The sequence below is a fragment of the Cohnella sp. AR92 genome (assembly GCF_003990975.1).
Classification (GTDB): domain Bacteria; phylum Bacillota; class Bacilli; order Paenibacillales; family Paenibacillaceae; genus Cohnella.
Map to the genome: position 1 here is coordinate 1 of NZ_RZJR01000010.1, position 20,278 is coordinate 20,278.

At 58.0% G+C, this 20,278-nt stretch carries 19 protein-coding genes, 6 tRNA genes and 1 rRNA gene; all 26 read left to right on the forward strand.

Annotated elements, in window-relative coordinates; genetic code table 11:
• Positions 1–258 (forward strand): 23S ribosomal RNA (locus tag ELR57_RS17220); the annotation flags it as partial.
• Positions 259–372: 114 nt separating this feature from the next.
• Positions 373–449 (forward strand) — tRNA-Met (locus ELR57_RS17225).
• Between the two features lie 18 nt (positions 450–467).
• Positions 468–543 (forward strand) — tRNA-Val (locus ELR57_RS17230).
• A gap of 24 nt (positions 544–567) precedes the next feature.
• Positions 568–644 (forward strand) — tRNA-Asp (locus ELR57_RS17235).
• 20 nt (positions 645–664) lie between these two features.
• Positions 665–740, forward strand: a tRNA-Phe gene (locus tag ELR57_RS17240).
• 57 nt (positions 741–797) lie between these two features.
• A tRNA-Tyr gene (locus tag ELR57_RS17245) sits at positions 798–881 on the forward strand.
• Between the two features lie 73 nt (positions 882–954).
• A tRNA-Lys gene (locus ELR57_RS17250) sits at positions 955–1,030 on the forward strand.
• Positions 1,031–1,139: 109 nt separating this feature from the next.
• The gene (locus tag ELR57_RS17255; protein WP_126960335.1) at positions 1,140–2,087 is read left to right on the forward strand and encodes an MraY family glycosyltransferase; all 948 of its coding nucleotides are present in this window, start codon (positions 1,140–1,142) and stop codon (positions 2,085–2,087) included.
• Positions 2,088–2,177: 90 nt separating this feature from the next.
• The gene (locus ELR57_RS17260; RefSeq protein WP_126960336.1) at positions 2,178–3,269 is read left to right on the forward strand and encodes a PucR family transcriptional regulator; all 1,092 of its coding nucleotides are present in this window, start codon (positions 2,178–2,180) and stop codon (positions 3,267–3,269) included.
• 91 nt (positions 3,270–3,360) lie between these two features.
• Positions 3,361–4,485: an ABC transporter ATP-binding protein gene (locus ELR57_RS17265; protein WP_126960337.1), complete on the forward strand. Its 1,125-nt coding sequence runs from the start codon at positions 3,361–3,363 to the stop codon at positions 4,483–4,485.
• A 123-nt stretch (positions 4,486–4,608) separates the two neighbouring features.
• Complete coding sequence (gene hprK / locus ELR57_RS17270; RefSeq protein WP_126960338.1) at positions 4,609–5,541, forward strand: HPr(Ser) kinase/phosphatase; 933 nt, start codon at positions 4,609–4,611, stop codon at positions 5,539–5,541.
• A gap of 48 nt (positions 5,542–5,589) precedes the next feature.
• The gene (lgt, locus tag ELR57_RS17275; protein ID WP_126960339.1) at positions 5,590–6,804 is read left to right on the forward strand and encodes a prolipoprotein diacylglyceryl transferase; all 1,215 of its coding nucleotides are present in this window, start codon (positions 5,590–5,592) and stop codon (positions 6,802–6,804) included.
• 32 nt (positions 6,805–6,836) lie between these two features.
• Entirely contained in the window at positions 6,837–7,490 is a 654-nt protein-coding gene (gene ppaX / locus ELR57_RS17280; RefSeq protein WP_126960340.1) for a pyrophosphatase PpaX, read from the forward strand.
• Between the two features lie 4 nt (positions 7,491–7,494).
• Entirely contained in the window at positions 7,495–8,022 is a 528-nt protein-coding gene (locus ELR57_RS17285; protein ID WP_126960341.1) for an acyltransferase, read from the forward strand.
• A 357-nt stretch (positions 8,023–8,379) separates the two neighbouring features.
• Positions 8,380–9,594, forward strand: a complete 1,215-nt coding sequence (locus tag ELR57_RS17290) for an ATP phosphoribosyltransferase regulatory subunit (RefSeq protein WP_126960342.1) — start codon at positions 8,380–8,382, stop codon at positions 9,592–9,594.
• Positions 9,591–10,229, forward strand: coding sequence for an ATP phosphoribosyltransferase (hisG, locus tag ELR57_RS17295; RefSeq protein ID WP_126960343.1), 639 nt, complete (start codon positions 9,591–9,593; stop codon positions 10,227–10,229). Before ELR57_RS17290 ends, hisG begins: the two co-directional genes overlap by 4 nt.
• A 39-nt stretch (positions 10,230–10,268) precedes the next feature.
• Entirely contained in the window at positions 10,269–11,558 is a 1,290-nt protein-coding gene (gene hisD, locus ELR57_RS17300; protein ID WP_126960344.1) for a histidinol dehydrogenase, read from the forward strand.
• A complete protein-coding gene (gene hisB, locus ELR57_RS17305; protein WP_126960345.1) occupies positions 11,555–12,157 on the forward strand; it encodes an imidazoleglycerol-phosphate dehydratase HisB in 603 nt (200 codons plus the stop codon). Before hisD ends, hisB begins: the two co-directional genes overlap by 4 nt.
• A gap of 1 nt (position 12,158) precedes the next feature.
• Positions 12,159–12,779: an imidazole glycerol phosphate synthase subunit HisH gene (gene hisH, locus ELR57_RS17310; protein WP_126960346.1), complete on the forward strand. Its 621-nt coding sequence runs from the start codon at positions 12,159–12,161 to the stop codon at positions 12,777–12,779.
• Positions 12,780–12,797: 18 nt separating this feature from the next.
• A complete protein-coding gene (gene hisA, locus ELR57_RS17315) occupies positions 12,798–13,553 on the forward strand; it encodes a phosphoribosylformimino-5-aminoimidazole carboxamide ribotide isomerase (protein ID WP_126960347.1) in 756 nt (251 codons plus the stop codon).
• Positions 13,554–13,568: 15 nt separating this feature from the next.
• Positions 13,569–14,327 carry an imidazole glycerol phosphate synthase subunit HisF gene (gene hisF / locus ELR57_RS17320; RefSeq protein WP_126960348.1) on the forward strand — a complete coding sequence of 253 codons (759 nt, stop codon included), beginning with the start codon at positions 13,569–13,571 and terminating at the stop codon, positions 14,325–14,327.
• On the forward strand, positions 14,324–14,983 hold the full coding sequence (gene hisIE / locus ELR57_RS17325) for a bifunctional phosphoribosyl-AMP cyclohydrolase/phosphoribosyl-ATP diphosphatase HisIE (RefSeq protein ID WP_126960349.1): 660 nt from the start codon (positions 14,324–14,326) through the stop codon (positions 14,981–14,983). The genes hisF and hisIE overlap by 4 nt, the downstream gene beginning before the upstream one ends.
• 179 nt (positions 14,984–15,162) lie before the next feature.
• Positions 15,163–16,116 carry a ribose-phosphate diphosphokinase gene (locus ELR57_RS17330; RefSeq protein ID WP_126960350.1) on the forward strand — a complete coding sequence of 318 codons (954 nt, stop codon included), beginning with the start codon at positions 15,163–15,165 and terminating at the stop codon, positions 16,114–16,116.
• 228 nt (positions 16,117–16,344) lie between these two features.
• Positions 16,345–18,078: a tetratricopeptide repeat protein gene (locus ELR57_RS17335; protein ID WP_126960351.1), complete on the forward strand. Its 1,734-nt coding sequence runs from the start codon at positions 16,345–16,347 to the stop codon at positions 18,076–18,078.
• A 216-nt stretch (positions 18,079–18,294) separates the two neighbouring features.
• Positions 18,295–19,245: a thioredoxin-disulfide reductase gene (gene trxB, locus ELR57_RS17340; protein WP_126960352.1), complete on the forward strand. Its 951-nt coding sequence runs from the start codon at positions 18,295–18,297 to the stop codon at positions 19,243–19,245.
• A 67-nt stretch (positions 19,246–19,312) separates the two neighbouring features.
• Positions 19,313–20,263: an ROK family glucokinase gene (locus ELR57_RS17345; RefSeq protein WP_126960353.1), complete on the forward strand. Its 951-nt coding sequence runs from the start codon at positions 19,313–19,315 to the stop codon at positions 20,261–20,263.
• Positions 20,264–20,278: the final 15 nt, after the last annotated feature.

Sequence of the window (20,278 nt, forward strand, 5' to 3'; positions counted from 1 at the left end):
ATTTGAGAGGGGCTGTCCTTAGTACGAGAGGACCGGGATGGACGCACCGCTGGTGTACCAGTTGTTCCGCCAGGAGCATCGCTGGGTAGCCAAGTGCGGGAGGGATAAGCGCTGAAAGCATCTAAGCGCGAAGCCCGCCTCAAGATGAGATTTCCCAATTCGTAAGACCCCTTGGAGAACACGAGGTTGATAGGCTCGGGGTGTAAGCACAGCAATGTGTGTAGCTGACGAGTACTAATCGGTCGAGGGCTTATCCTAATAAGCCACACACAGGCAAGAAGATTCTAATGAACGCTAATTCGTTTCGTATCCGGTTATCAAGGCGCAAGGTCTTGATGTCCGTTCAAGTTTTCTTGGACAAGCAAGCATTATGGCGGCGTAGCTCAGCTGGCTAGAGCGTTCGGTTCATACCCGAAAGGTCGGGGGTTCGATCCCCTCCGCCGCTACCAATTCTTATCAAGTCCCATGGAGGCTTAGCTCAGCTGGGAGAGCATCTGCCTTACAAGCAGAGGGTCGGGGGTTCGATCCCCTCAGCCTCCACCATATAAGCAATTTTTCTCTCTTCGCGGAGCCGTGGTGTAGAGGCCTAACATGCCTGCCTGTCACGCAGGAGACCGCGGGTTCGAATCCCGTCGGCTCCGCCATTTCTCACAAATGAATATGAGGCTCGGTAGCTCAGTTGGTAGAGCAGAGGACTGAAAATCCTCGTGTCGGCGGTTCGATTCCGTCCCGAGCCACCATTGTAATTCTCCGGTATAAGCTGCTCTATAGCTGCACAACCTACCGGCGGGGCGCATGGAGGGTTAGCGAAGTGGCCAAACGCGGGAGACTGTAAATCTCTTCCTCACGGTTCGGTGGTTCGAATCCATCACCCTCCACCACTAACTCACCCCAAAAGTGAGCGAAAGCTTTGAAGTGAATTCCGATTACTTTTTCGGTGACACCCGTGCTTTCGAGCCATTAGCTCAGTTGGTAGAGCACCTGACTTTTAATCAGGGTGTCGAAGGTTCGAGTCCTTCATGGCTCACCAGTTTAACCATCAGCAGACGCGAAAGCGTCTGTTTTTTATTTTGCGCGCATGAGGCTTCCGTTGTCTGGAAAGGTTAACAGCAAAAAGGCTGTATCCAGGGGGCCGGATCATGATCTATATCTATACGTTAGGAAGCGCGTTTTTGCTTGTCTTTTTCCTGGTGCCGATCGTCCGTGAAGCGGCGCGACGTCTTGGCTTCGTGGATCGTCCGACGATGCGCAAAGTACATAAGATTCCGGTTCCTCTGAGCGGAGGGCTGGCCATCTATATCGGAGTTATCTCCATGGCATGGATATTCGTCGGCGACACCGCGATCGTAAGGGCGCTCACCTTGGGAGGCGGCCTGCTCGTTGCGATCGGCCTCGTGGACGACGGGTTTAAGGCCTACGGCAAGGAGTTCCCCGTCTGGCCCCGATTGATTGTGTACATTGGCGTCGCGATGCTGCCCGTTCCCTTCGGTATCGCCATTCATGGAATCTCCGCCCCTTCTCATTCCGCGATGCTGATCTTCTCCGACGGCTGGTCCATTTTCTTCACGGCTCTGTGGATTTTTTCCCTCATTAATATGATGAACTTTATCGACGGCGTGGACGGACTCGCCTCCGGAGTCTGCGTGATCTCTTCCTTTACCCTGTTCATCGCCTCCCTGCTGGGAAGTCAGGGCGTGATAGCGATTCTGGCGATCGCTCTAGCCGGCTCCTGCCTCGCTTTTCTAACCTACAACTTCCATCCGGCCAAAATATTCATGGGAGACGCGGGAGCTACCTTTCTCGGATATACGCTGGCGGTTCTCGCGATCGAAGGCACTTTGAAGGGAGCCACCTTCCTGTCCGTCTTGGTTCCGCTGCTCGCCTTGGGCGTTCCGATTCTGGATACGGTAATCGTGTTTACCAGAAGGCTCATCGAAGGCAAAGGCCTTCATCGGGCCGACAAGCTGCACACTCACCATACCTTGATGAGATGGGGACTTACTCAGGTTCAAACCGTATCCTTCCTGTACCTGATAGCGGCCGTTTTCTCCCTGATGTCGATAGTGATCCTGCTTATCTTAAGATAAAGCCGGGAGAGACCGGCGCGCGGGTTGCCCTTTAAGCCCATTAATTATGCTACAATGTGGGTATCGACTACGGACGAGGGGCATGCAGCGATGAACAAAACCAGATTGCAGCAGCTTCAACAGGTGGCGGGGACGGAAGTAGAGGTCGTCGTTCTCCAGGCGAAGGATTGGGAGCAAGCAGGAGGCAGCAAGCAGCCGGATGTCGGCGATAGCATTCAGAACGAGGGCAGCTTGATCGTCGTCAAGGTAGACGGAGAGGAACTGGAGGCTCTTAAGTTCTCGTCCGTCTTAACACCGCTGGAGGTCGAATTGTTCAAGTGGGTGCTGCAGCCTGCATCCTTGCGTGCGGCAGCGAATGGCTTCAACGATTCCGAACGAAGCGCGAGAAGGCTTGGCGAATGGATTGAACAGAGCATCGGAAGCGGAGACTTGAGGGCCGAGATCCCCGACCGATTCGAGCTTCGCAATCGGCTGTTCGACGGAATGATCCCGTTCCTGTTGATCAGCGAGCAGGCGGACGACCGGGAACCCTCCTATAGCGAGCTTGAGAAAGTATTCAAGTCCTTCATCTCGGAAGAGATCCTACTGCTTCCTATCCGCGAGAGGGAGTGGCTGGTGCTGGGGCCGGACCGTCTGCTGGCTGAGGTCGAATCCGCCGACGAGGAGATTCTCGAGATGGACGAGACGAAGGAAGCTCTATTCTCTTTGGCCACCGGGCTCCACCAGATGTTCACGGAGGAATGGGGAGGGGAATGCCACGTGGCGGTCGGCTTGCCGATCATTCCGACGGAGAGCCTCGTTCAGACGGTCGCTTCCTTGCGGGAGACGATCTATCTCGGGCGCAAGTTCCATGTCGGCATGCAGGTTCATCTTCCCTGGATGGTTCATCTGGAGCGGCTGCTCAACGGCATCCCGGAGGCAACCCGGATACGGTTCATGGAGGAGATGGTCGGTCGGCCGGACCTGTTCACCGAGCCGGAGACGATCTCGACGCTGGACGCGTTCTTCGCCATGGATTGCAATGTAAGCGAGACGGCGAAGCGCTTATTTATTCATCGGAATACGCTATTATACCGTCTGGATAAGCTCAAACAGGAGACAGGACTTGACGTTCGTTCCTTTAATGACGCGGTTCTTGTCCGAATCATGCTGCTATTGTACAAAGTTACGAAAAGGAAATGAATTTTTTGTACGCTTTGTGCATAGTCATTCGACACTGCTCTGGGTTAAGATAGCTATGTACCTTAAACGAGTAGTTAGGGGGAACTTATAAATGGCAGGCGTACGTTTAGAGCATGTTTATAAAAAATATCCAGGTTCCGACAAGGCTTCGGTAACTGACTTTAACCTCGACATTCAAGACAAAGAATTCCTCGTGCTGGTAGGCCCATCGGGTTGCGGCAAGTCCACAACGCTGCGTATGATCGCAGGTCTCGAAGAAATCTCCGAAGGCAAGCTGTATATCGGCGACCGCGTCGTAAACGACGTTGCTCCGAAGGACCGCGACATCGCGATGGTATTCCAATCCTACGCGCTGTACCCGCACATGAACGTATATCAGAACATGGCATTCGGTCTGAAGCTCCGCAAGTTCCGCAAGGACGAAATCGACCGTCGCGTTCGCGAAGCCGCTCGCACACTCGAAATCGAACACCTACTGGATCGCAAGCCTAAGGCTCTGTCCGGCGGTCAGCGCCAACGCGTTGCCCTGGGCCGCGCTATCGTCCGCGAACCTCAAGTGTTCCTGATGGACGAACCGCTCTCCAACTTGGACGCTAAGCTCCGTACTCAAATGCGCGCTAACATCTCCAAGCTGATGAAGCGTCTTGAGACGACTTGCATCTACGTAACGCATGACCAAACGGAAGCTATGACGATGGGCGACCGCATCGTCGTCATGAAGGACGGCTTCATTCAACAAGCCGCTACTCCTGAAGAGCTCTACAACCACCCGATCAACCTGTTCGTTGCCGGCTTCATCGGCGCTCCTGCGATGAACTTCATCGAAGGCCAACTGGTTGAAGAAGGCGGAAGCGTTCACTTCAAGGCTACCGGCGTGAATGTTGAAGTTCCGGAAGGCAAGGCGAAGGCGCTTCGCGCGAAGGGCTACATCGGCAAGGAAGTTATCGTAGGCATTCGTCCGGAAGACCTCCACGAAGAGCCAGTCTTCATCGAAGCTTCTCCGAAGTCCATCATCAACGCAAGCATCGAAGTGTCCGAGAACCTCGGTCACGAGATGTACCTGTACCTGAACGGTCTTGGCAAGGATAACGTTATCGCTCGTATCGACGGACGTTCCGGCTTCCAAGAAGGCCAGAACGTGAAGCTTGCGATCGACATGAACAAGATCCATGTCTTCGACAAGGAAACCGAGCTGAATATCCTCGAGAACAACTAATCCTGTTATCCCCAAGCGCTCGGCCAGACGGCCGGGCGCTTTTTTACTAACGGGGGCTTTTACATTGATTTCCGCCCTTTTTTTAGATACGATGAAAAGGACAAGTGGAAGGGAGACCGCGCGATGGCTAAGAAAGTTAAGGTATCCGAACTGGTACAACAGTTTCAGCTTGAAGTCGTTGCCGGGTCGGAAGGCCTGAGACGTACGATAAAGACGGACGACTTGAATCGTCCGGGTCTCGAGGTCGCCGGTTACTTCGAATATTATCCGGTAGACCGCATTCAGATATTGGGCAAGACGGAGCTGGCGTTCCTGGAGACGTTAACCTCCGAGGAACGGTCGGAGAGACTAAAGAAAGTGTGCACGGAAGACACGCCTTGCATTATCGTTACCCGCGGGTTGGCCGTTCCGGCCGAGTTGGCGGAAGTCGCGAACGAGAGCAAGTTCCCGATTCTGCGGAGCGGCCTTGCGACAACGATTCTTTTCAGCCGGATCACGAACTTCCTGGAGAAGAAGCTGGCCCCGACCGCGACGATTCACGGGGTTCTTGTCGACGTTTACGGCGTCGGGATGCTGATTACCGGGGGAAGCGGAATCGGCAAGAGCGAGACGGCGTTGGAGCTGGTCAAGCGCGGACACCGCCTCGTCGCGGACGATGCGGTCGAGATTCGCCAGACGGCGGACAACCTCCTGTACGGCAGCGCGCCTGAGCTCATCCAGCATCTGCTCGAGATTCGCGGCCTTGGCATCCTGAACGTGATGACCTTGTTCGGTGCCGGCGCCGTGCGGACGTCGAAGCAGATCAGCTTGGTCATCAAGCTGGAGAACTGGCAGCCGGAGAAGCAGTACGACCGGCTGGGATTGGACGAAGAGACGACGAAGCTGATCGAAGCCGAGGTGCCGCTCGTTACGGTGCCGGTAAGGCCGGGACGAAACCTTGCGGTTATTCTCGAGGTCGCGGCGATGAACTTCCGTCTGAAGAGAATGGGCTACAATGCGGCCCTTCAATTCACGAACAAGCTGACGGAAGCGATTGCGGACGAAGATTACGAATAACAGAACTTACTTCGGCATGCCGCCGAAAGATAAGGATGGAGGATACGGATGTTGCCGCTCAAATTAGACCCCATTGCCTTCTCGTTGGGATCGCTTGAAGTGCATTGGTACGGTATTATTCTAGGATCGGCCGCTTTGGTCGGGCTGCTTCTGGCGATATGGGAGGGCAAGCGCTTCGGGCTCTCTCCAGACTTCTTCCTGGATCTGATGCTTTACGGAGTTCCATCTGCCATTATCGCCGCGCGATTGTACTATGTTATTTTCACTTGGGATTACTACGGCCAGCATCCCGGAGAGATCATTCAGATCTGGAACGGGGGCATTGCCATCTATGGTGCCTTGATCGGCGCCTTGATCTGCGGTTATCTGTACTTCCGCTCCAAAGGCTATTCCTTCTGGCGGGTAGTCGACATCTGCGCCCCTTCCTTGCTGGCTGGACAGATGATCGGCCGCTGGGGCAACTTCGTCAACCAGGAAGCGTACGGTTCTCCCGTTGAAGAGTCGTTCCTTCGGGACACGCTTCACCTTCCGAACTTCATCGTGAATCAGATGAACGTGGAAGGAACCTTCCATCATCCTACGTTCCTATATGAATCGTTATGGAGCTTGCTCGGCATCATTGTCCTATTCGTGTTGCGCAGACAGAACTTCATGAGAGCCGGCGAGCTGTTCATGTCCTACTTCATCTGGTATTCGATCGGGCGCTTCTATATCGAAGCGATCCGCACGGACAGCCTGGCCTTCGCAGGTCCGAGCTGGCTGGCTTCCTTCCTGAAGGGGCTCTGGACGCCGATGGAATGGTTCGGCTTCGAACAAGGCTACCTGGATCCGCAATACGGGAATGTTCGCAGCTCCCAGCTGCTCGCTCTTCTTATTATCATCGGGTGTATCATCCTTATTATCGTACGCAGGAGAATGGGCTACGCCAAGGAGAGATACGTCGATCCGCTGACCAGCACGAAACAGCCTGCTGAGACGACGGCAACGGCAGGCGCAAGCGCTGCGGCCTCCGATTCCGCGGCACTGGCCGGCGTTACGGCTCCTGCGGCAACGGCGGACAAGCATCGGACTTCCGAGCACGAGCCGTCGAAGGCTTCCGGGGAGAAGAAAGACGCGGATTCCGGAGATGCCAAGTCCAACGGTTCTCCGACAGGAGAGAACGAATCCGGCGATACCGGTTCTAACGGGACCGATAGCGGAAGCTCCGATTCCGGCGCTGGGGATTCCGGAAGCGCGGGCTCCGACAGCTCTAGCAGCGATTAGGCAGGAATTACGGAAAAGAGGCTAAGCAACGAATGACAGCTAAGATTACAACGGTTCTATTTGACTTGGACGGCACGATCATCGACACGAACGAGCTGATTATCGAATCGTTCCTGCACGCGCTTAAGGGAATCGTTCCGGAAGGCTTCGGACGCGAGCACATCATTCCCAGCATGGGAATGCCGCTCGTGACGCAGCTTCAGCAGTTCTCGGGGCGAGAAGAAGTCGACGATCTGGCCCGTTCCTATCGCGAATACAATCTTCTTCGCCACGATGAGATGGTGACCTTGTTCCCCGGCGTGAAGGAGGTCATCCCTCGCCTTCATGCGGCGGGATTGAAGCTCGGGATCGTGACGACGAAGATGAAGCCTTCGACGGAGAGAGCCTTGAAGCTTCTGGGCATCTACGATTATATGGGAGCGATCGTGACGCTGGACGACGTCGAGCACGCGAAGCCTCATCCGCAGCCGGTGCAGATGGCAATCGAGGCGCTTGGCGCCCTTCCGAACGAGACGATCATGGTCGGAGACAGCGCCGTCGACATCGAGTCGGCGAGAAGAGCGGGAGCGATTCCCGTCGGGGTCGCCTGGTCGCTCAAGGGAGAAGGAATCCTGAAGGATGCGGGAGCCGCGCACATCATCCAGAACATGGAGCAGCTTCTGACGATTAGCGGATTGGAGCGATGAACGGTTGAGACGAGTCGAACGGTATCCGGTGGAGGGCCCGAATTCGCTATGGCAAGTTTATCGAACGGTTCCCCGCTGGAAGGCGGTTCGGAACTTCGCCTTCATCCAGCTGGCCCGTTACTGTCCGTCTCTTCCGGTCAAGAATTGGATCTACCGCCGCGTATTGGGGATGAAGGTCGGCGAGAAGACATCCTTTGCGCTCATGGTGATGGTCGATGTGTTCTTCCCCGAACGCATACAGGTCGGCAATAACAGCATCATCGGATACAATTCCACGCTGCTGACCCATGAGTACCTCATCGATGAATACCGGATCGGCCCGATCCTGATCGGCTCCAACGTGATGATCGGAGCGAACGTCACCATTCTTCCCGGAGTGACCATCGGCGACGGAGCCGTCGTTGCGGCAGGGGCCGTCGTTCACCGGGATGTGCCCGCTTATACCCGGGTCGGAGGCAATCCGCTTCGGGAGCTGGTTTCCCGCAGGGATGAGGATAACCTGTTCGAAGAACGGTCGACGAGGGTTCACTAAGTATCTGCCGAGAAGTAGGATCAGACCCATACGCGAAGAGCCGATACGAGCTCCTTGCGTGTGGGCTTTTTCGTTGGGGCAGGCAGCGTATTATCTACAGACGAAAAACCGGCTGGTTGTTGAATGGCTACTATGGCCACGATGGCTACGAGGGGCGTTCCGTTCTTGACGGAGAGGATCGCTCGTGATAAAGTACAAGAAGCCTTTATTTTGGCAGTATGGTAGAATGGTAGAACTTTAACGCGTTAAAGTATGGCGAGAGCCTACATATAGAAAACGTCATTCGAAGATGAGCTATTCAAAGAAGAGCAGTTCATTAGAAGCACAATACGAAGAAGCAGAGAAGAGGGAAAAGCGTTGTCTAAGCCAAAGGTGTTCGAGAAGCCGACGGGAGTGAAGGATTATCTGCCGAATGCGGTCGCGAAGCTTCGCCGCATCGAGCGGGACGTGCTGGAGTGCATGCGCCGCTGGGGGTACGAGCAGATCATGACGCCGACGATGGAATATTACGACACGGTCGGGGTCGCGAGCGCCACTTCGGATCAGAAGCTGTTCAAGCTGCTGAACCAGAAGGGGACGACGATCGTGCTGCGTCCGGAGATGACGTCTCCTATCGCGCGGGTCGTCTCTTCGCTGCTTAAGGAGGTTCCTTTCCCGCTGCGGCTTAGCTATCACTCGAACGTGTTCCGCGCCTTCGAGGAAGAAGCCGGACGGGACGCGGAGTTCTTCCAGACCGGCGTCGAGCTCGTCGGGGATTCTTCGTCTGAAGCGGATGCGGAGGTCATCGCGCTCGCCATTGCTTCGCTTAAGGCGGCCGGAGTTCCTTCGTTCAAGATCGCCGTCGGGCATGTCGGCTTCCTGAACGGGCTGTTCAAGGAAGCCCTTCCGGGGCGTCCGGAGGAGCAGGAGCTCCTGAAGACGCATCTGCTGCAGCGCGATCACGTCGGCTATCGCGATGCCTTGAAGAAGCTCACGCTCGAAGAGAGCGTTCGTTCCGAGTTGGAAGGAATCCTTCGCCTGCGCGGCGGCGTCGAGGTGTGCGACCAGGCGCTGCGCCTGAGCGGCAGCCCGGACGCCCAAGCGGCCATCCGCCAGCTGTGCGAGGTATGGGAAGTGCTCGTTGCGTATGGCGTGCAGGAGCATGTTCTGATCGACCTGACGATGATCGGCGACTTCTCTTACTACACGGGGATGACTTTCGAAGGGTATGCTTCTCATCTGGGCTTCCCGGTGTGCAGCGGAGGCCGTTACGACAACCTGCTGTCCCAATTCGGACGGCCTGCGGCGGCAACGGGCTTCGCGCTCAAGACGAACCGCATCCTGGAAGTCGTGGCGGATGACGAGGACGAAGAGACTCGCGTGCTGATCGTCTATGCGAAGGAATCGCGGCGGGAAGCGCTGCTCGAAGCGGAGAGGATTCGCGAAGAGGGCTTGGCCGCGGTGACGGAGAAAGCGGAAGCTCTCGCAGACGTGCTGCCAATGCTGCGCGCCGAAGCGAAGCATGGCGCTTTCGCCCATCTGGGGATGACCTTCGCCAGCTTGATCGTCTATGGGGAGGAGGAGCAAGAATGACCGACAACGGAGTCCTGAAGGTAGCGATGCCGAAGGGAAGAATCTATAAGCAAGCGAGCAAGCTGTTCCGGGAAGCGGGATTGACGATTCCCGAGGACTTCGACGATTCCCGCAAGCTGATCATTCCGGTTCCCGAAGCGAACATGGAGTTCATCATGGCGAAGCCGGTCGACGTGCCGACTTACGTGGAATACGGCGTGGCCGATATCGGCATCGTCGGCAAGGACGTGCTGATGGAAGAGAACAAGGACGTCTACGAGCTCCTCGATCTGGCTATCGCGAAGTGCCGCATGTCGGTGATCGGGCTTCCGGGCTGGAAGCCGGTCATGAATCCGCGGGTGGCGACGAAGTATCCGAATGTCGCTTCCCAGTACTTCCGCGAGCAAGGCCAACAGGTCGAGGTCATCAAGCTTAACGGCTCCATCGAGCTGGCTCCGCTCATCGGCCTGGCCGACCGGATCGTCGACATGGTGGAGACGGGACAGACGCTGAAGGAGAACGGGCTCGTGGAGATGGAGACGCTGTTCTCCGTGACGAGCCGTCTCATCGCGAACCGGGTAAGCTACCGATTGAAGAACAATGCCATTCAAGCCTTATGCGACCGCTTGAGCCAGAGGATCGCGATTCGCAGCTAAGGCTACGATACAGGATTGAGGAGAAGGAGGGTGTCGAAAATGTATATCGGATCCGCTGACGGCTTCCGTCTGGAACGCCAGACCGAATACGGAACGCCCGAGCAGAACGCCGCGGCGAAGGAGATCGTCGAGGCGGTGAAGCTCGAAGGAGACGCGGCTCTCCTGCGGTACACGGAGAAGCTGGATAAGGTGAAGCTTCGGCCGGAAGAGCTAAGAGTTACGCAAGAGGAGATAACGGCTGCCTACGACAAGGTCGAGCCGGAGTTCCTCGCCGCGCTGCGCCAGGCGGCGGCGAACATCACCGCCTTCCACGAGAAGCAGAAGCGCACGACCTGGATCGACGCGCAGCCGGATGGCACGCTGCTCGGGATGGTGCTGCGGCCGCTTCGCCGCGTCGGCCTGTACGTGCCCGGAGGCAAGGCGGCGTATCCGTCGTCGGTGCTGATGAACGTGCTTCCCGCCAAGGTAGCCGGCGTGCCGGAGATCGTCATGGTGACGCCGCCGGCGACCGGCGGGCGCGAAGGCATCGACCCGTACATCTTAGTGGCGGCCGCGGAAGCGGGCGTGACGGAGATGTACCGGATCGGAGGAGCGCAGGCGGTTGCCGCGCTCGCCTATGGGACGGCGAGCATTCCCGCCGTCGACAAGATCTGCGGGCCCGGCAACATCTACGTGGCGCTGGCGAAACGCGCCGTGTTCGGCGCGGTCGACATCGACAGCATCGCCGGGCCTAGCGAGATCGCGGTGCTGGCGGACGACACCGCCGACGCCGGATACATCGCCGCCGACATGCTGTCGCAGGCGGAGCATGACGAGATGGCGTCCGCGGTGCTCGTGACGCCGTCGGAGAAGCTCGCCGCTGCAGTTGCGGCAGAGCTCAAGCGCCAGGTGGCGACGCTGCCGCGGCGCGAGATCGCGGAGAAGTCGCTGGAGCAATACGGCGCCATCCTGACGGTGGCGACGATGGCTGAAGGCGTGCAGGTCATCAACAAGCTCGCTCCCGAGCATCTGGAAGTGATGACCGAGGATCCGCTGGAGCTTCTCGGAGGCATCGAGAACGCGGGCGCGATCTTCCTCGGCCCGTACAGCTCGGAGCCGGTCGGCGACTACTTCGCGGGACCGAACCACATTCTGCCGACGAACGGAACGGCGCGGTTCTCCTCGCCGCTGAACGTCGATCACTTCCTTAAGAAATCAAGCTTGATCCGATACAGCCGCCAAGCTCTCCTGAGAGACGCGGCAGGCATTGCGACGCTGGCCAGGCATGAAGGGCTCGAAGCCCATGCCCGCGCGGTCGAAATTCGATTAGAAGGTGGAGATTCTAAATGACGGTACCTGCTGGCACGCGCGCCGCCGAAGTGGCGCGCAAGACGAACGAGACCGATATCAAGCTGTCCCTTGGCGTGGACGGAACGGGCGCGGTTCAGCTCGAGACGGACGTTCCCTTCCTGAATCACATGCTGGACCTGTTCGCCAAGCACGGCCAATTCGACCTGAACGTTGAAGCGAAAGGCGACATCGACATCGACGATCACCATACGGTCGAAGACATCGGCATCTGCCTCGGTCTGGCGCTGCGCGAGGCGCTCGGGGATAAAACCGGCATCAAGCGCTACGCGAGCGTGTTCGTGCCGATGGACGAGGCGCTGGCTCAAGTTATCATCGACTTGAGCAATCGACCGCACTTCGAGTACCGCGCCGAATACCCGTCGACTCAAGTCGGCAGCTTCACGACGGAGCTCGTTGAAGAGTTCCTGTGGAAGTTCGCTCTCGAAGCCCGCGTCACGCTGCATGTCATCGTGCATTACGGCCGCAATACGCATCACATGATCGAGGCGGTGTTCAAGGCGCTCGGACGCGCGCTGGACGAAGCGACTACGATCGATCCTCGGGTGAAAGGCGTGCCTTCGACGAAGGGAGTGCTGTAAGTTGATCGCCATCATCGATTACGGCATGGGCAATCTGCACAGCGTCAGCAAGGCCATCGAGCGGCTTGGAGCCGAAGCCGTCGTCACCTCGAAGCCGGAGGAGATCCTGGCGGCGGACGGAGCGATTCTGCCCGGCGTCGGGGCGTTCGGAGACGCGATGAGCAATCTTCGCGAGACCGGCCTCGAGAGCGTCGTGAAGGAATATGCGGCCTCCGGCAAGCCGCTGCTCGGCATCTGCCTCGGCATGCAGCTTCTGTTCGACGAGAGCGAGGAGCACGGGACTCACGCCGGACTGGGCCTTCTTCCAGGCAAGGTCGTGCGCTTTCGGGGAGATTACAAGGTGCCGCACATGGGCTGGAACGAGCTGTCGTTCTCGCAAGCGAGCCCGCTCTTCAAGGGGCTCGCTCCAGGCCATGTCTACTTCGTGCATTCCTATCACGCGCTCCCCGAGCGCATAGAGGATCTCCTGGCGACGACCGACTACCACCAGGCGGTAACGGCGATCGTCGGCCGCGGGTCGGTATACGGCATGCAGTTCCATCCGGAGAAGAGCGGCGAGCTGGGCATGGCGCTGCTGAATAACTTCATCATGTTGACTTCTAACGGGACTAATAATTTATAAACCGAAGGATTGAGTGCTTTGCGCTTCAGGCCCTGTATCGATATCCACCAAGGCAAGGTCAAGCAGATCGTCGGCGAGACGCTGCAGGAAGACGCCGCGAAGGTCGTGGAGAACTTCGTGTCCGAGCGGGACTCCGCCTATTATGCCGCGATGTACAAGGAAGACGGGTTGGCCGGCGGCCACATCATCATGCTGGGCGGCGGGAACGAGGAGGCTGCTTCGAAGGCGCTTCGCGCCTACCCTCAAGGCCTGCAGATCGGCGGCGGCATCAACGCCGAGAACGCGGCGGGCTACCTGGAAGACGGGGCGTCGCACGTCATCGTGACCTCCTACGTCTTCCGGGACGGCCGGCTTCAGATGGACAATCTTCGCAAGATCGTCTCGGAGGTCGGCAGGGAGAAGCTCGTGCTGGACTTAAGCTGCAAGGAACGCGAAGGCCGGTGGTTCGTGGTGACGAACCAATGGACGAGGTTCAGCGACGTGGAGCTGAACGAAGCTTCGATCCGCGAGCTGGAGAGCTATTGCAGCGAATTTCTCGTGCATGCCGTGGATGTGGAAGGCAAGAGAGAAGGCGTTCAAGAGAAGCTGGCGAGGCAGCTGTCCGAGTGGGTCCGGATACCGACGACTTATGCCGGAGGAGCCCGTTCGCTTGCCGATCTCGAGCATTTCCGGTCGTTGACCGGCGGCAAGCTGGACATTACGATCGGCAGCGCGCTGGACATCTTCGGAGGATCGCTTCCCTATCGGGAAGTGGTGGACTATTGCCGGCGTTAAGAAGGAGGCCATAACATGCTAGCCAAGAGAATTATCCCTTGCCTCGACGTGAAGGACGGACGCGTCGTGAAGGGCGTTAACTTCGTCAATCTGAGGGACGCCGGCGATCCGGTGGAGCTCGCGGCGATCTACGACCGCGAAGGCGCCGACGAACTCGTGTTCCTGGATATCTCCGCCTCGGTCGAAGGCCGGGCGACGATGATCGAGGTCGTGCGTCGCACGGCGGGAGAGATCACGATCCCGTTCACGGTGGGCGGAGGCATCTCGTCGACGGACGACATGAAGCGGCTGCTTCGCGCGGGAGCCGATAAGATCGGCATCAACACGGCGGCGATTCGCCACCCGGATCTGATCAGCGAAGGCTCGAAGATCTTCGGAGCGCAATGCATCGTCGTCGCGATCGACGCGAAGTTCAACTCCGAATGGGGAGAATGGGAAGTGTTCACGCATGGCGGCCGCAACCCGACCGGCATCCGGGCGTTGGAATGGGCGAAGGAAGCGGAGCGCAGAGGAGCGGGAGAACTGCTGCTGACCAGCATGGACGCGGACGGAACGAAGGACGGCTTCGACCTGAAGCTCACTTCGGCGGTATCCGGCAGCGTAGGCATACCGGTCATCGCCTCCGGAGGGGCGGGCAATGCCGGACATTTCGTCGACGTCTTCGCGCAAGGGCAGGCGGATGCCGGGCTTGCCGCAAGCATTTTCCACTACAAGGAAGTAACCGTCCGGGAGGTCAAGGATACTCTTCGGGCACAAGGAGTGAATGTCAGATGACAACGAAGCTTATCGATGAGATCAAGTGGAGCGCGGAAGGGCTCGTTCCGGCTATCGTTCAGGACGCCGTAAGCAAGGAAGTCTTGATGCTGGCTTACATGAACCAGGAGTCGCTGAAGCTGTCCCTCGACAGCGGGGAGACCTGGTTCTGGAGCCGTTCTCGCAGCGAGCTGTGGCATAAGGGCGGAACCAGCGGCAACACGCAGAAGATCGTCTCCCTGCGCTACGATTGCGACGGAGACACGCTGCTCGTCCAAGTCGTTCCGAACGGTCCGGCCTGCCACACGGGAGCTTATACCTGCTTCTATCGCGACGCGAACGGGGAGCTTCCGGAGGAGAAGCTTCCAACTGCGGACCGTTTCGCGCCGCTCAGCGGGCTGGAAGAGACGATCGCGAAGCGGGAAGCCGAGCGTCCGGAAGGCTCCTACACGACATACCTGTTCGAGAAAGGCCTCGACAAGATCCTGAAGAAGATCGGGGAAGAGACGGCCGAGGTCATCATCGGCGGCAAGAACGAGGACAAGCAGGAGATCCGCAGCGAAGCGGCGGACCTGATCTTCCATCTGATGGTGCTTCTGCGCCAGCAGAGAATTCCGTTCGACGACGTGCTGGCGGAGCTCGAATTCCGTCACCGCAAGCCGACGAAGAAAAATTGAAGCATTCGAGTGAATTCGGCGCCGCTTGGCGTCGAATTTTCGCGTTTTTGCCAATAATTGACCAGCTTTCGGGCAAGATGCGCTTTTTAAGTTGCATGTCGACTGTTGTATAATATAATCTGATTGTGATAAATATCGCATTTATTTGTACTTAATTGATTGAACTTTTGGAGGGGCTCATGTACAGCAGCAGCAAGCTTCGTATTTTCTCGGGAAGTTCCAACCCGATTCTGGCGGAGAACATCGCGCATCAATTGGGTTTGCCGCTTGGGAAAATCAAGCTTTCCCGTTTCAAGAGCGGGGAAGTGTATGTTCACTACGAAGAGACGATCCGCAACTGCGACGTCTTCCTCGTACAATCCTTGTCTCATCCGATCAACGAATTTTTCGTGGAGCTGCTGGTCATGATCGATGCCGCCAAGCGGGCGTCGGCCAGAACGATCAACATCGTTCTGCCTTACTACGGCTACGCCAGGCAGGAACGCAAGGCCGCGCCGCGCGAGCCGATCTCGGCCAAGATGGTGGCGGACGTTCTGACGACGGTGGGCGCGAATCGGATCGTGACGATCGATCTGCATGCAGCCGCCATTCAAGGGTTCTTTAATATACCGGTGGACCACTTGACCGCGCTGGATCTTCTAAGCGATTACTTGAAGGCGAAGAATATCACCCATCCGGTTATCGTCTCGCCGGATGCCGGCCGCGCGTCTACCGCGGAGAAGCTGGCGAACCATCTGGATTCTCCGTTCGCCATTATGATCAAGAAGCGTCCGGCGCATAACGAGTCCGTCATCACCCACGTTATCGGGGATGTAGCGGGCCGTACGCCGATCATTATCGAAGACTTGATCGACACCGGCACGACGATCGTGAACGTAGTCGAAGGCTTGAAGGAGCGGGGAGCCGAGGACGTCTTCGTCTGCGCGACCCATCCCCTGTTCTCGGGCGACGCTATCAAGAAGCTGGATCACCCGAACATTCGGGAAGTCGTCGTGACGGATTCCATCGCGGTGCCATCCTCTTGCTCTTCCCGATTCAAGACGCTGTCCGTTGCGCCGATGCTGGCCGAAGCCATCCGCATCATCATGGAAGGCGGCTCCATCAGCACCCTTTTCAAGGACAACGGCGTTTAAGAAGCTCGAGACGGTTGCGGCGGCGACCCCGCCCTCGGGTCCTCTTCCCGAAGCGAAGAGGCACCGGGGGCTTTTTGCGTGCCGCCGCCGAGACGGGGCTGGGACGGATATGGGGATTTTGTTTTATGGATGGAGAACGCTGTGTTATAATCGGGTTGACGCATCCGGCGAAGCCGGAGCCTGAACAGATCGGATACCATTCACTACAACCGGGGAGGTGCCTTGCGGGTGAACCAACGTAAGCACGCGGTCAAGAATCGGCGCAAGAAAGTCATTCCCTTCTCTCTGGATGCCACGTTCTTCTTCGAACGGGCGGTTCAATCGCTGGATCGGTTTCATTACGACAAGGCACTGAAGTACTTCCGCCGCGCGGTCGAGTACGAGCCGAACAACCCCGTCAACCACTGCAACATGGCGGGCATTCTCTCGGAGATGGGGCGCTACGAGGAATCGAATGACGTTCTGAAGACCGTTCTCGAACGAGTCGATCCTTCGATGACCGAATGCTACTACTATCTCGCGAACAACTTCGCCAACATGGAGAAGTACGAGGATGCGGAGAAAGCCCTCGTTCACTACCTGGAGAAGGACGAAGAAGGCCAATTCCTCGACGAGGCCGACGAGCTTCTCGAGCTTTTTCGGTATGAGCTGCATCGGCCGACCAAGCTGACGACGATCAAGTCCAAAGAGAATATCTACGCTCACGATAAGGCTCGCGAGCTGCTCGAAGCGGGACACTTCGCGGAAGCGGTCCGCCTATTGGAAGAAATTATCGAGCGCCAGCCCGATTTTCTGGCCGCACGTAATAATCTGGGATTGGCATACTACTATATGGGGTTGTTCGACAAGTCGATCCATACGATCCGCGAGGTGCTGGAGGTCGAGCCGGGCAACCTGCACGCCTTGTGCAACCTGGCGATTTTCTATCAGCATTCGAACATGCAGGAGGAGCTTCGCTCGCTGCTGGGGCTTCTGCTCAAGACGGTTCCTTTCCATCCGGAGCACGTCTTCAAGCTGTCCACGACGCTCGGCATCGTTGGCGAACACGGGCATGCTTATCGGCACTTCCGCCGGCTTCTGCGCTCGGGAGAGCTGACCGGCGAGCCCAGCCTGCATCACTTCGCTGCCGTGGCCGCGGCGAACATCGGGCGGTTCGACGATGCGGAGCGGCACTGGCAGCAGGCGGAACGCCTGGATCGCGAATCGGAAGTGCCGGCCTTCTATCTGCAGAAGCTGCAGAAGATGAGAACCCTCGAAGAGTCGCCGCCAACGCATTACCACTATCATCTTCCCTTCGACGAGCAGTTCCGGAAGTGGGCGAACGCTCCGGAGCTGGTGCCTGGAGCGCTCAAGCAGGATCCGCTGATTCGTTCCTCTTTCTTCTGGGCGCTTCGTCATGGGGACAACCGGACGAAGGCTCAAGTCATCCAAGCGCTCGGTCTCGTGGCGGACCAAGAGGTCATCGAAGCGCTCAAGGCCTTCCTGATCGATCCGAAGGAGGAAGACGAGCTGAAGCGCGTCGCCGTTCTCGTTCTGAGGTCGATCGGCTTGAACGAGGCCCTCCACGTTCAGTTCGGCGGTCGCATGGTGACGCTGGAAGCGAAGCGCAAGGCTCCCAGGCTGCCCGTCTGGGACAGCACCTGGCAGGCGGTTCTGGAGAAAGCGATGGAGCAGATGGCGGGGCGTTACGACGTCGTCCAGCAGCACGACATGATGACGCTGTGGGTGGACTACCTCTCGCGGGTCTATCCGGACGTTCCGAAGCTGAACAAGTCGTCCGGCTGGGCGGCCGCGTTGGAATATTGGACGGCGAAGATGCATCGGCAGGCGATCACGTACACCGATCTGGTTGCCCGCTACGAAGCTTCGCAAGCGAGCATCAGCCGCTATGTGAATCGAATCGACGAGGCTTGCGGCATTCGGGAGAAGATGAAGCAGTCCCTGACGATTCCCCAGCTATAAGAAGCGGGATGGAACCTAGCTTGTCGATATTCGTATATACTGTTAGAATAATGATTACAGTTCAAGCGCCGTTGAGTTCGGCTCGACTGGCGTAATAGGCGTAATAGGCGTAATAGGCGGCATAGGCAAGAAGAAAGGCCATTCAAGAATCACGGCAACGCGAGATAAACGTCCAAAGCGGCGTTTAAGCGGCCTACCCAGAAGGAGAGAGACCCCATGTTCAAAAGCATTGTAATCGGAACGGGACCTGCCGGACTTACGGCAGCCATCTACTTGGCTCGAGCCAATCTGAATCCGCTCGTCATCGAAGGACCGGAACCGGGCGGCCAATTGACGACGACGACGGAAGTCGAGAATTTCCCGGGCTTCCCGGAAGGCATCATGGGTCCGGACCTGATGGCGAATATGCGCAAGCAAGCGGAACGATTCGGCGCCGAGTTCCGCACGGGCTGGATCAACTCGGTGGATCTGTCGAAGAGACCGTTCACCTTGGATCTGGAAGGCGGAGAGAAGCTGCAGGCGGAGACGCTTATCATCTCGACAGGCGCTTCGGCTAAATACCTTGGCATTCCCGGCGAGAAGGACAACGTGGGACGAGGCGTCAGCACCTGCGCGACCTGCGACGGCTTCTTCTTCCGCAACAAGAAGATCGTCGTCGTCGGCGGCGGCGATTCCGCGATGGAGGAAGCGAACTTCCTGACTCGCTTCGCCTCCGACCTGACTCTCGTTCATCGCCGCGACGAGCTTCGCGCGTCGAAGATCATGCAGGACCGCGTGAAGGAGAACCCGAAGGTAAGCTTGGGGCTCAATCGCACGCCGCTCGAAGTCGTCGCGAACGATCAAGGCGTTACCGGCCTCAAGGTGTTTAACAACGCAACCGGTCAAGAGGAAGTCATCGAAGCCCATGGCGTATTCGTCGCCATCGGCCATACGCCGAACACGAAGTTCCTGGGCGGCCAGGTCGAGACCGATGAGCATGGCTACATCGTCACGAAGCCGGGCTCTTCCGAGACGAGCATCGAAGGAGTATTCGCTTGCGGAGACGTGCAGGACACGAAGTACCGTCAGGCGATTACCGCTGCGGGCAGCGGCTGCATGGCGGCCCTCGATTGCGAGAGGTTCCTGGAGAGCTCTGCCGTTCACGACTGGAGCCAGACGCTCGGCTAAGCGCCGAAGCGAATGACGTTCGCAGCTGCTGTACCGATATCATTATCTATCCGAGGTGTCTACAATTATGTCTCAAGCTTTGTATGTTGGCGTCGATCTGGGCGGTACCGCCATCAAGATCGGTTTGTGCAATGCCGAAGGGGAGCTGCTTCGCACCTTCGAAGGTCCGACCCATGCGGACCAAGGAGCGGATGCCGTACTTAATAACATCGCGGCCTATGTGAAGGAGCTCGTTTCTCAGGGTTCCGACGAATGGGAAGCCATTCAGGGTGTCGGTATCGGCATTCCCGGCTTCTTGGACATCCCGAACGGGATCATCGACTTCTCCCCGAACCTTCCTTTCCGGAACGTGCCGGTCAAGATGATCATGGAGGAGAAGCTCGGCAAGCCGATCAAGATCAGCAACGACGCCAACGTGGCAGCGCTGGGAGAAGTATGGGGAGGAGCCGGCCGAGGCGTCGATCATTGCGTCTGCTACACGCTCGGAACGGGCGTCGGCGGCGGCATTATCGTGAACGGCCGACTGCTCGAGGGCTTCAGCGGCATGGCGGGCGAACTGGGCCACATGTCCGTCGTTCCCGATCTGGAAGCGATCCAGTGCGGCTGCGGCCGCATGGGATGCCTCGAGACCGTCTCTTCCGCTACGGGAATCATCCGGATGGCTAAGGATGCGGTAGAACGCGGCGATCGGACGTCGCTCTCGCTTGTCCCGGACATCGCGGCGAAGGAAGTATTCGACGCGGCGAAGGCAGGGGACGAGGCGGCGCAGCGCATCATCAGCCGCGCGGCCTTCTACCTCGGCAAGTCGATGGCGGCCGTCGCGGTCGTCACGAACCCGCAGCGCTTCATTATCGGAGGCGGAGTGAGCAAGGCCGGAGAGTACTTGTTCGAGCAGATCCGCGCCGTCTTCGTCAAGCTGGCGCCGGAATCGGCCTCGGCGGGCGTGGATATCGTCGCAGCGGAGCTTGGGAATAACGCCGGCATCGTAGGAGCGGCGGGATTGTTCCTTCGGGCATAATGGAGAGCGCCTGCT

Coding starts and splice junctions, on each gene's coding strand:
- ELR57_RS17255 (WP_126960335.1), top strand. CDS start 1,140: ATGATCTATATCTATACGTTAGGAAGCGCGTTTTTGCTTGTCTTTTTC.
- ELR57_RS17260 (WP_126960336.1), top strand. CDS start 2,178: ATGAACAAAACCAGATTGCAGCAGCTTCAACAGGTGGCGGGGACGGAA.
- ELR57_RS17265 (WP_126960337.1), top strand. CDS start 3,361: ATGGCAGGCGTACGTTTAGAGCATGTTTATAAAAAATATCCAGGTTCC.
- hprK (WP_126960338.1), top strand. CDS start 4,609: ATGGCTAAGAAAGTTAAGGTATCCGAACTGGTACAACAGTTTCAGCTT.
- lgt (WP_126960339.1), top strand. CDS start 5,590: ATGTTGCCGCTCAAATTAGACCCCATTGCCTTCTCGTTGGGATCGCTT.
- ppaX (WP_126960340.1), top strand. CDS start 6,837: ATGACAGCTAAGATTACAACGGTTCTATTTGACTTGGACGGCACGATC.
- hisG (WP_126960343.1), top strand. CDS start 9,591: ATGACCGACAACGGAGTCCTGAAGGTAGCGATGCCGAAGGGAAGAATC.
- hisD (WP_126960344.1), top strand. CDS start 10,269: ATGTATATCGGATCCGCTGACGGCTTCCGTCTGGAACGCCAGACCGAA.
- hisB (WP_126960345.1), top strand. CDS start 11,555: ATGACGGTACCTGCTGGCACGCGCGCCGCCGAAGTGGCGCGCAAGACG.
- hisF (WP_126960348.1), top strand. CDS start 13,569: ATGCTAGCCAAGAGAATTATCCCTTGCCTCGACGTGAAGGACGGACGC.
- hisIE (WP_126960349.1), top strand. CDS start 14,324: ATGACAACGAAGCTTATCGATGAGATCAAGTGGAGCGCGGAAGGGCTC.
- ELR57_RS17330 (WP_126960350.1), top strand. CDS start 15,163: ATGTACAGCAGCAGCAAGCTTCGTATTTTCTCGGGAAGTTCCAACCCG.
- trxB (WP_126960352.1), top strand. CDS start 18,295: ATGTTCAAAAGCATTGTAATCGGAACGGGACCTGCCGGACTTACGGCA.
- ELR57_RS17345 (WP_126960353.1), top strand. CDS start 19,313: ATGTCTCAAGCTTTGTATGTTGGCGTCGATCTGGGCGGTACCGCCATC.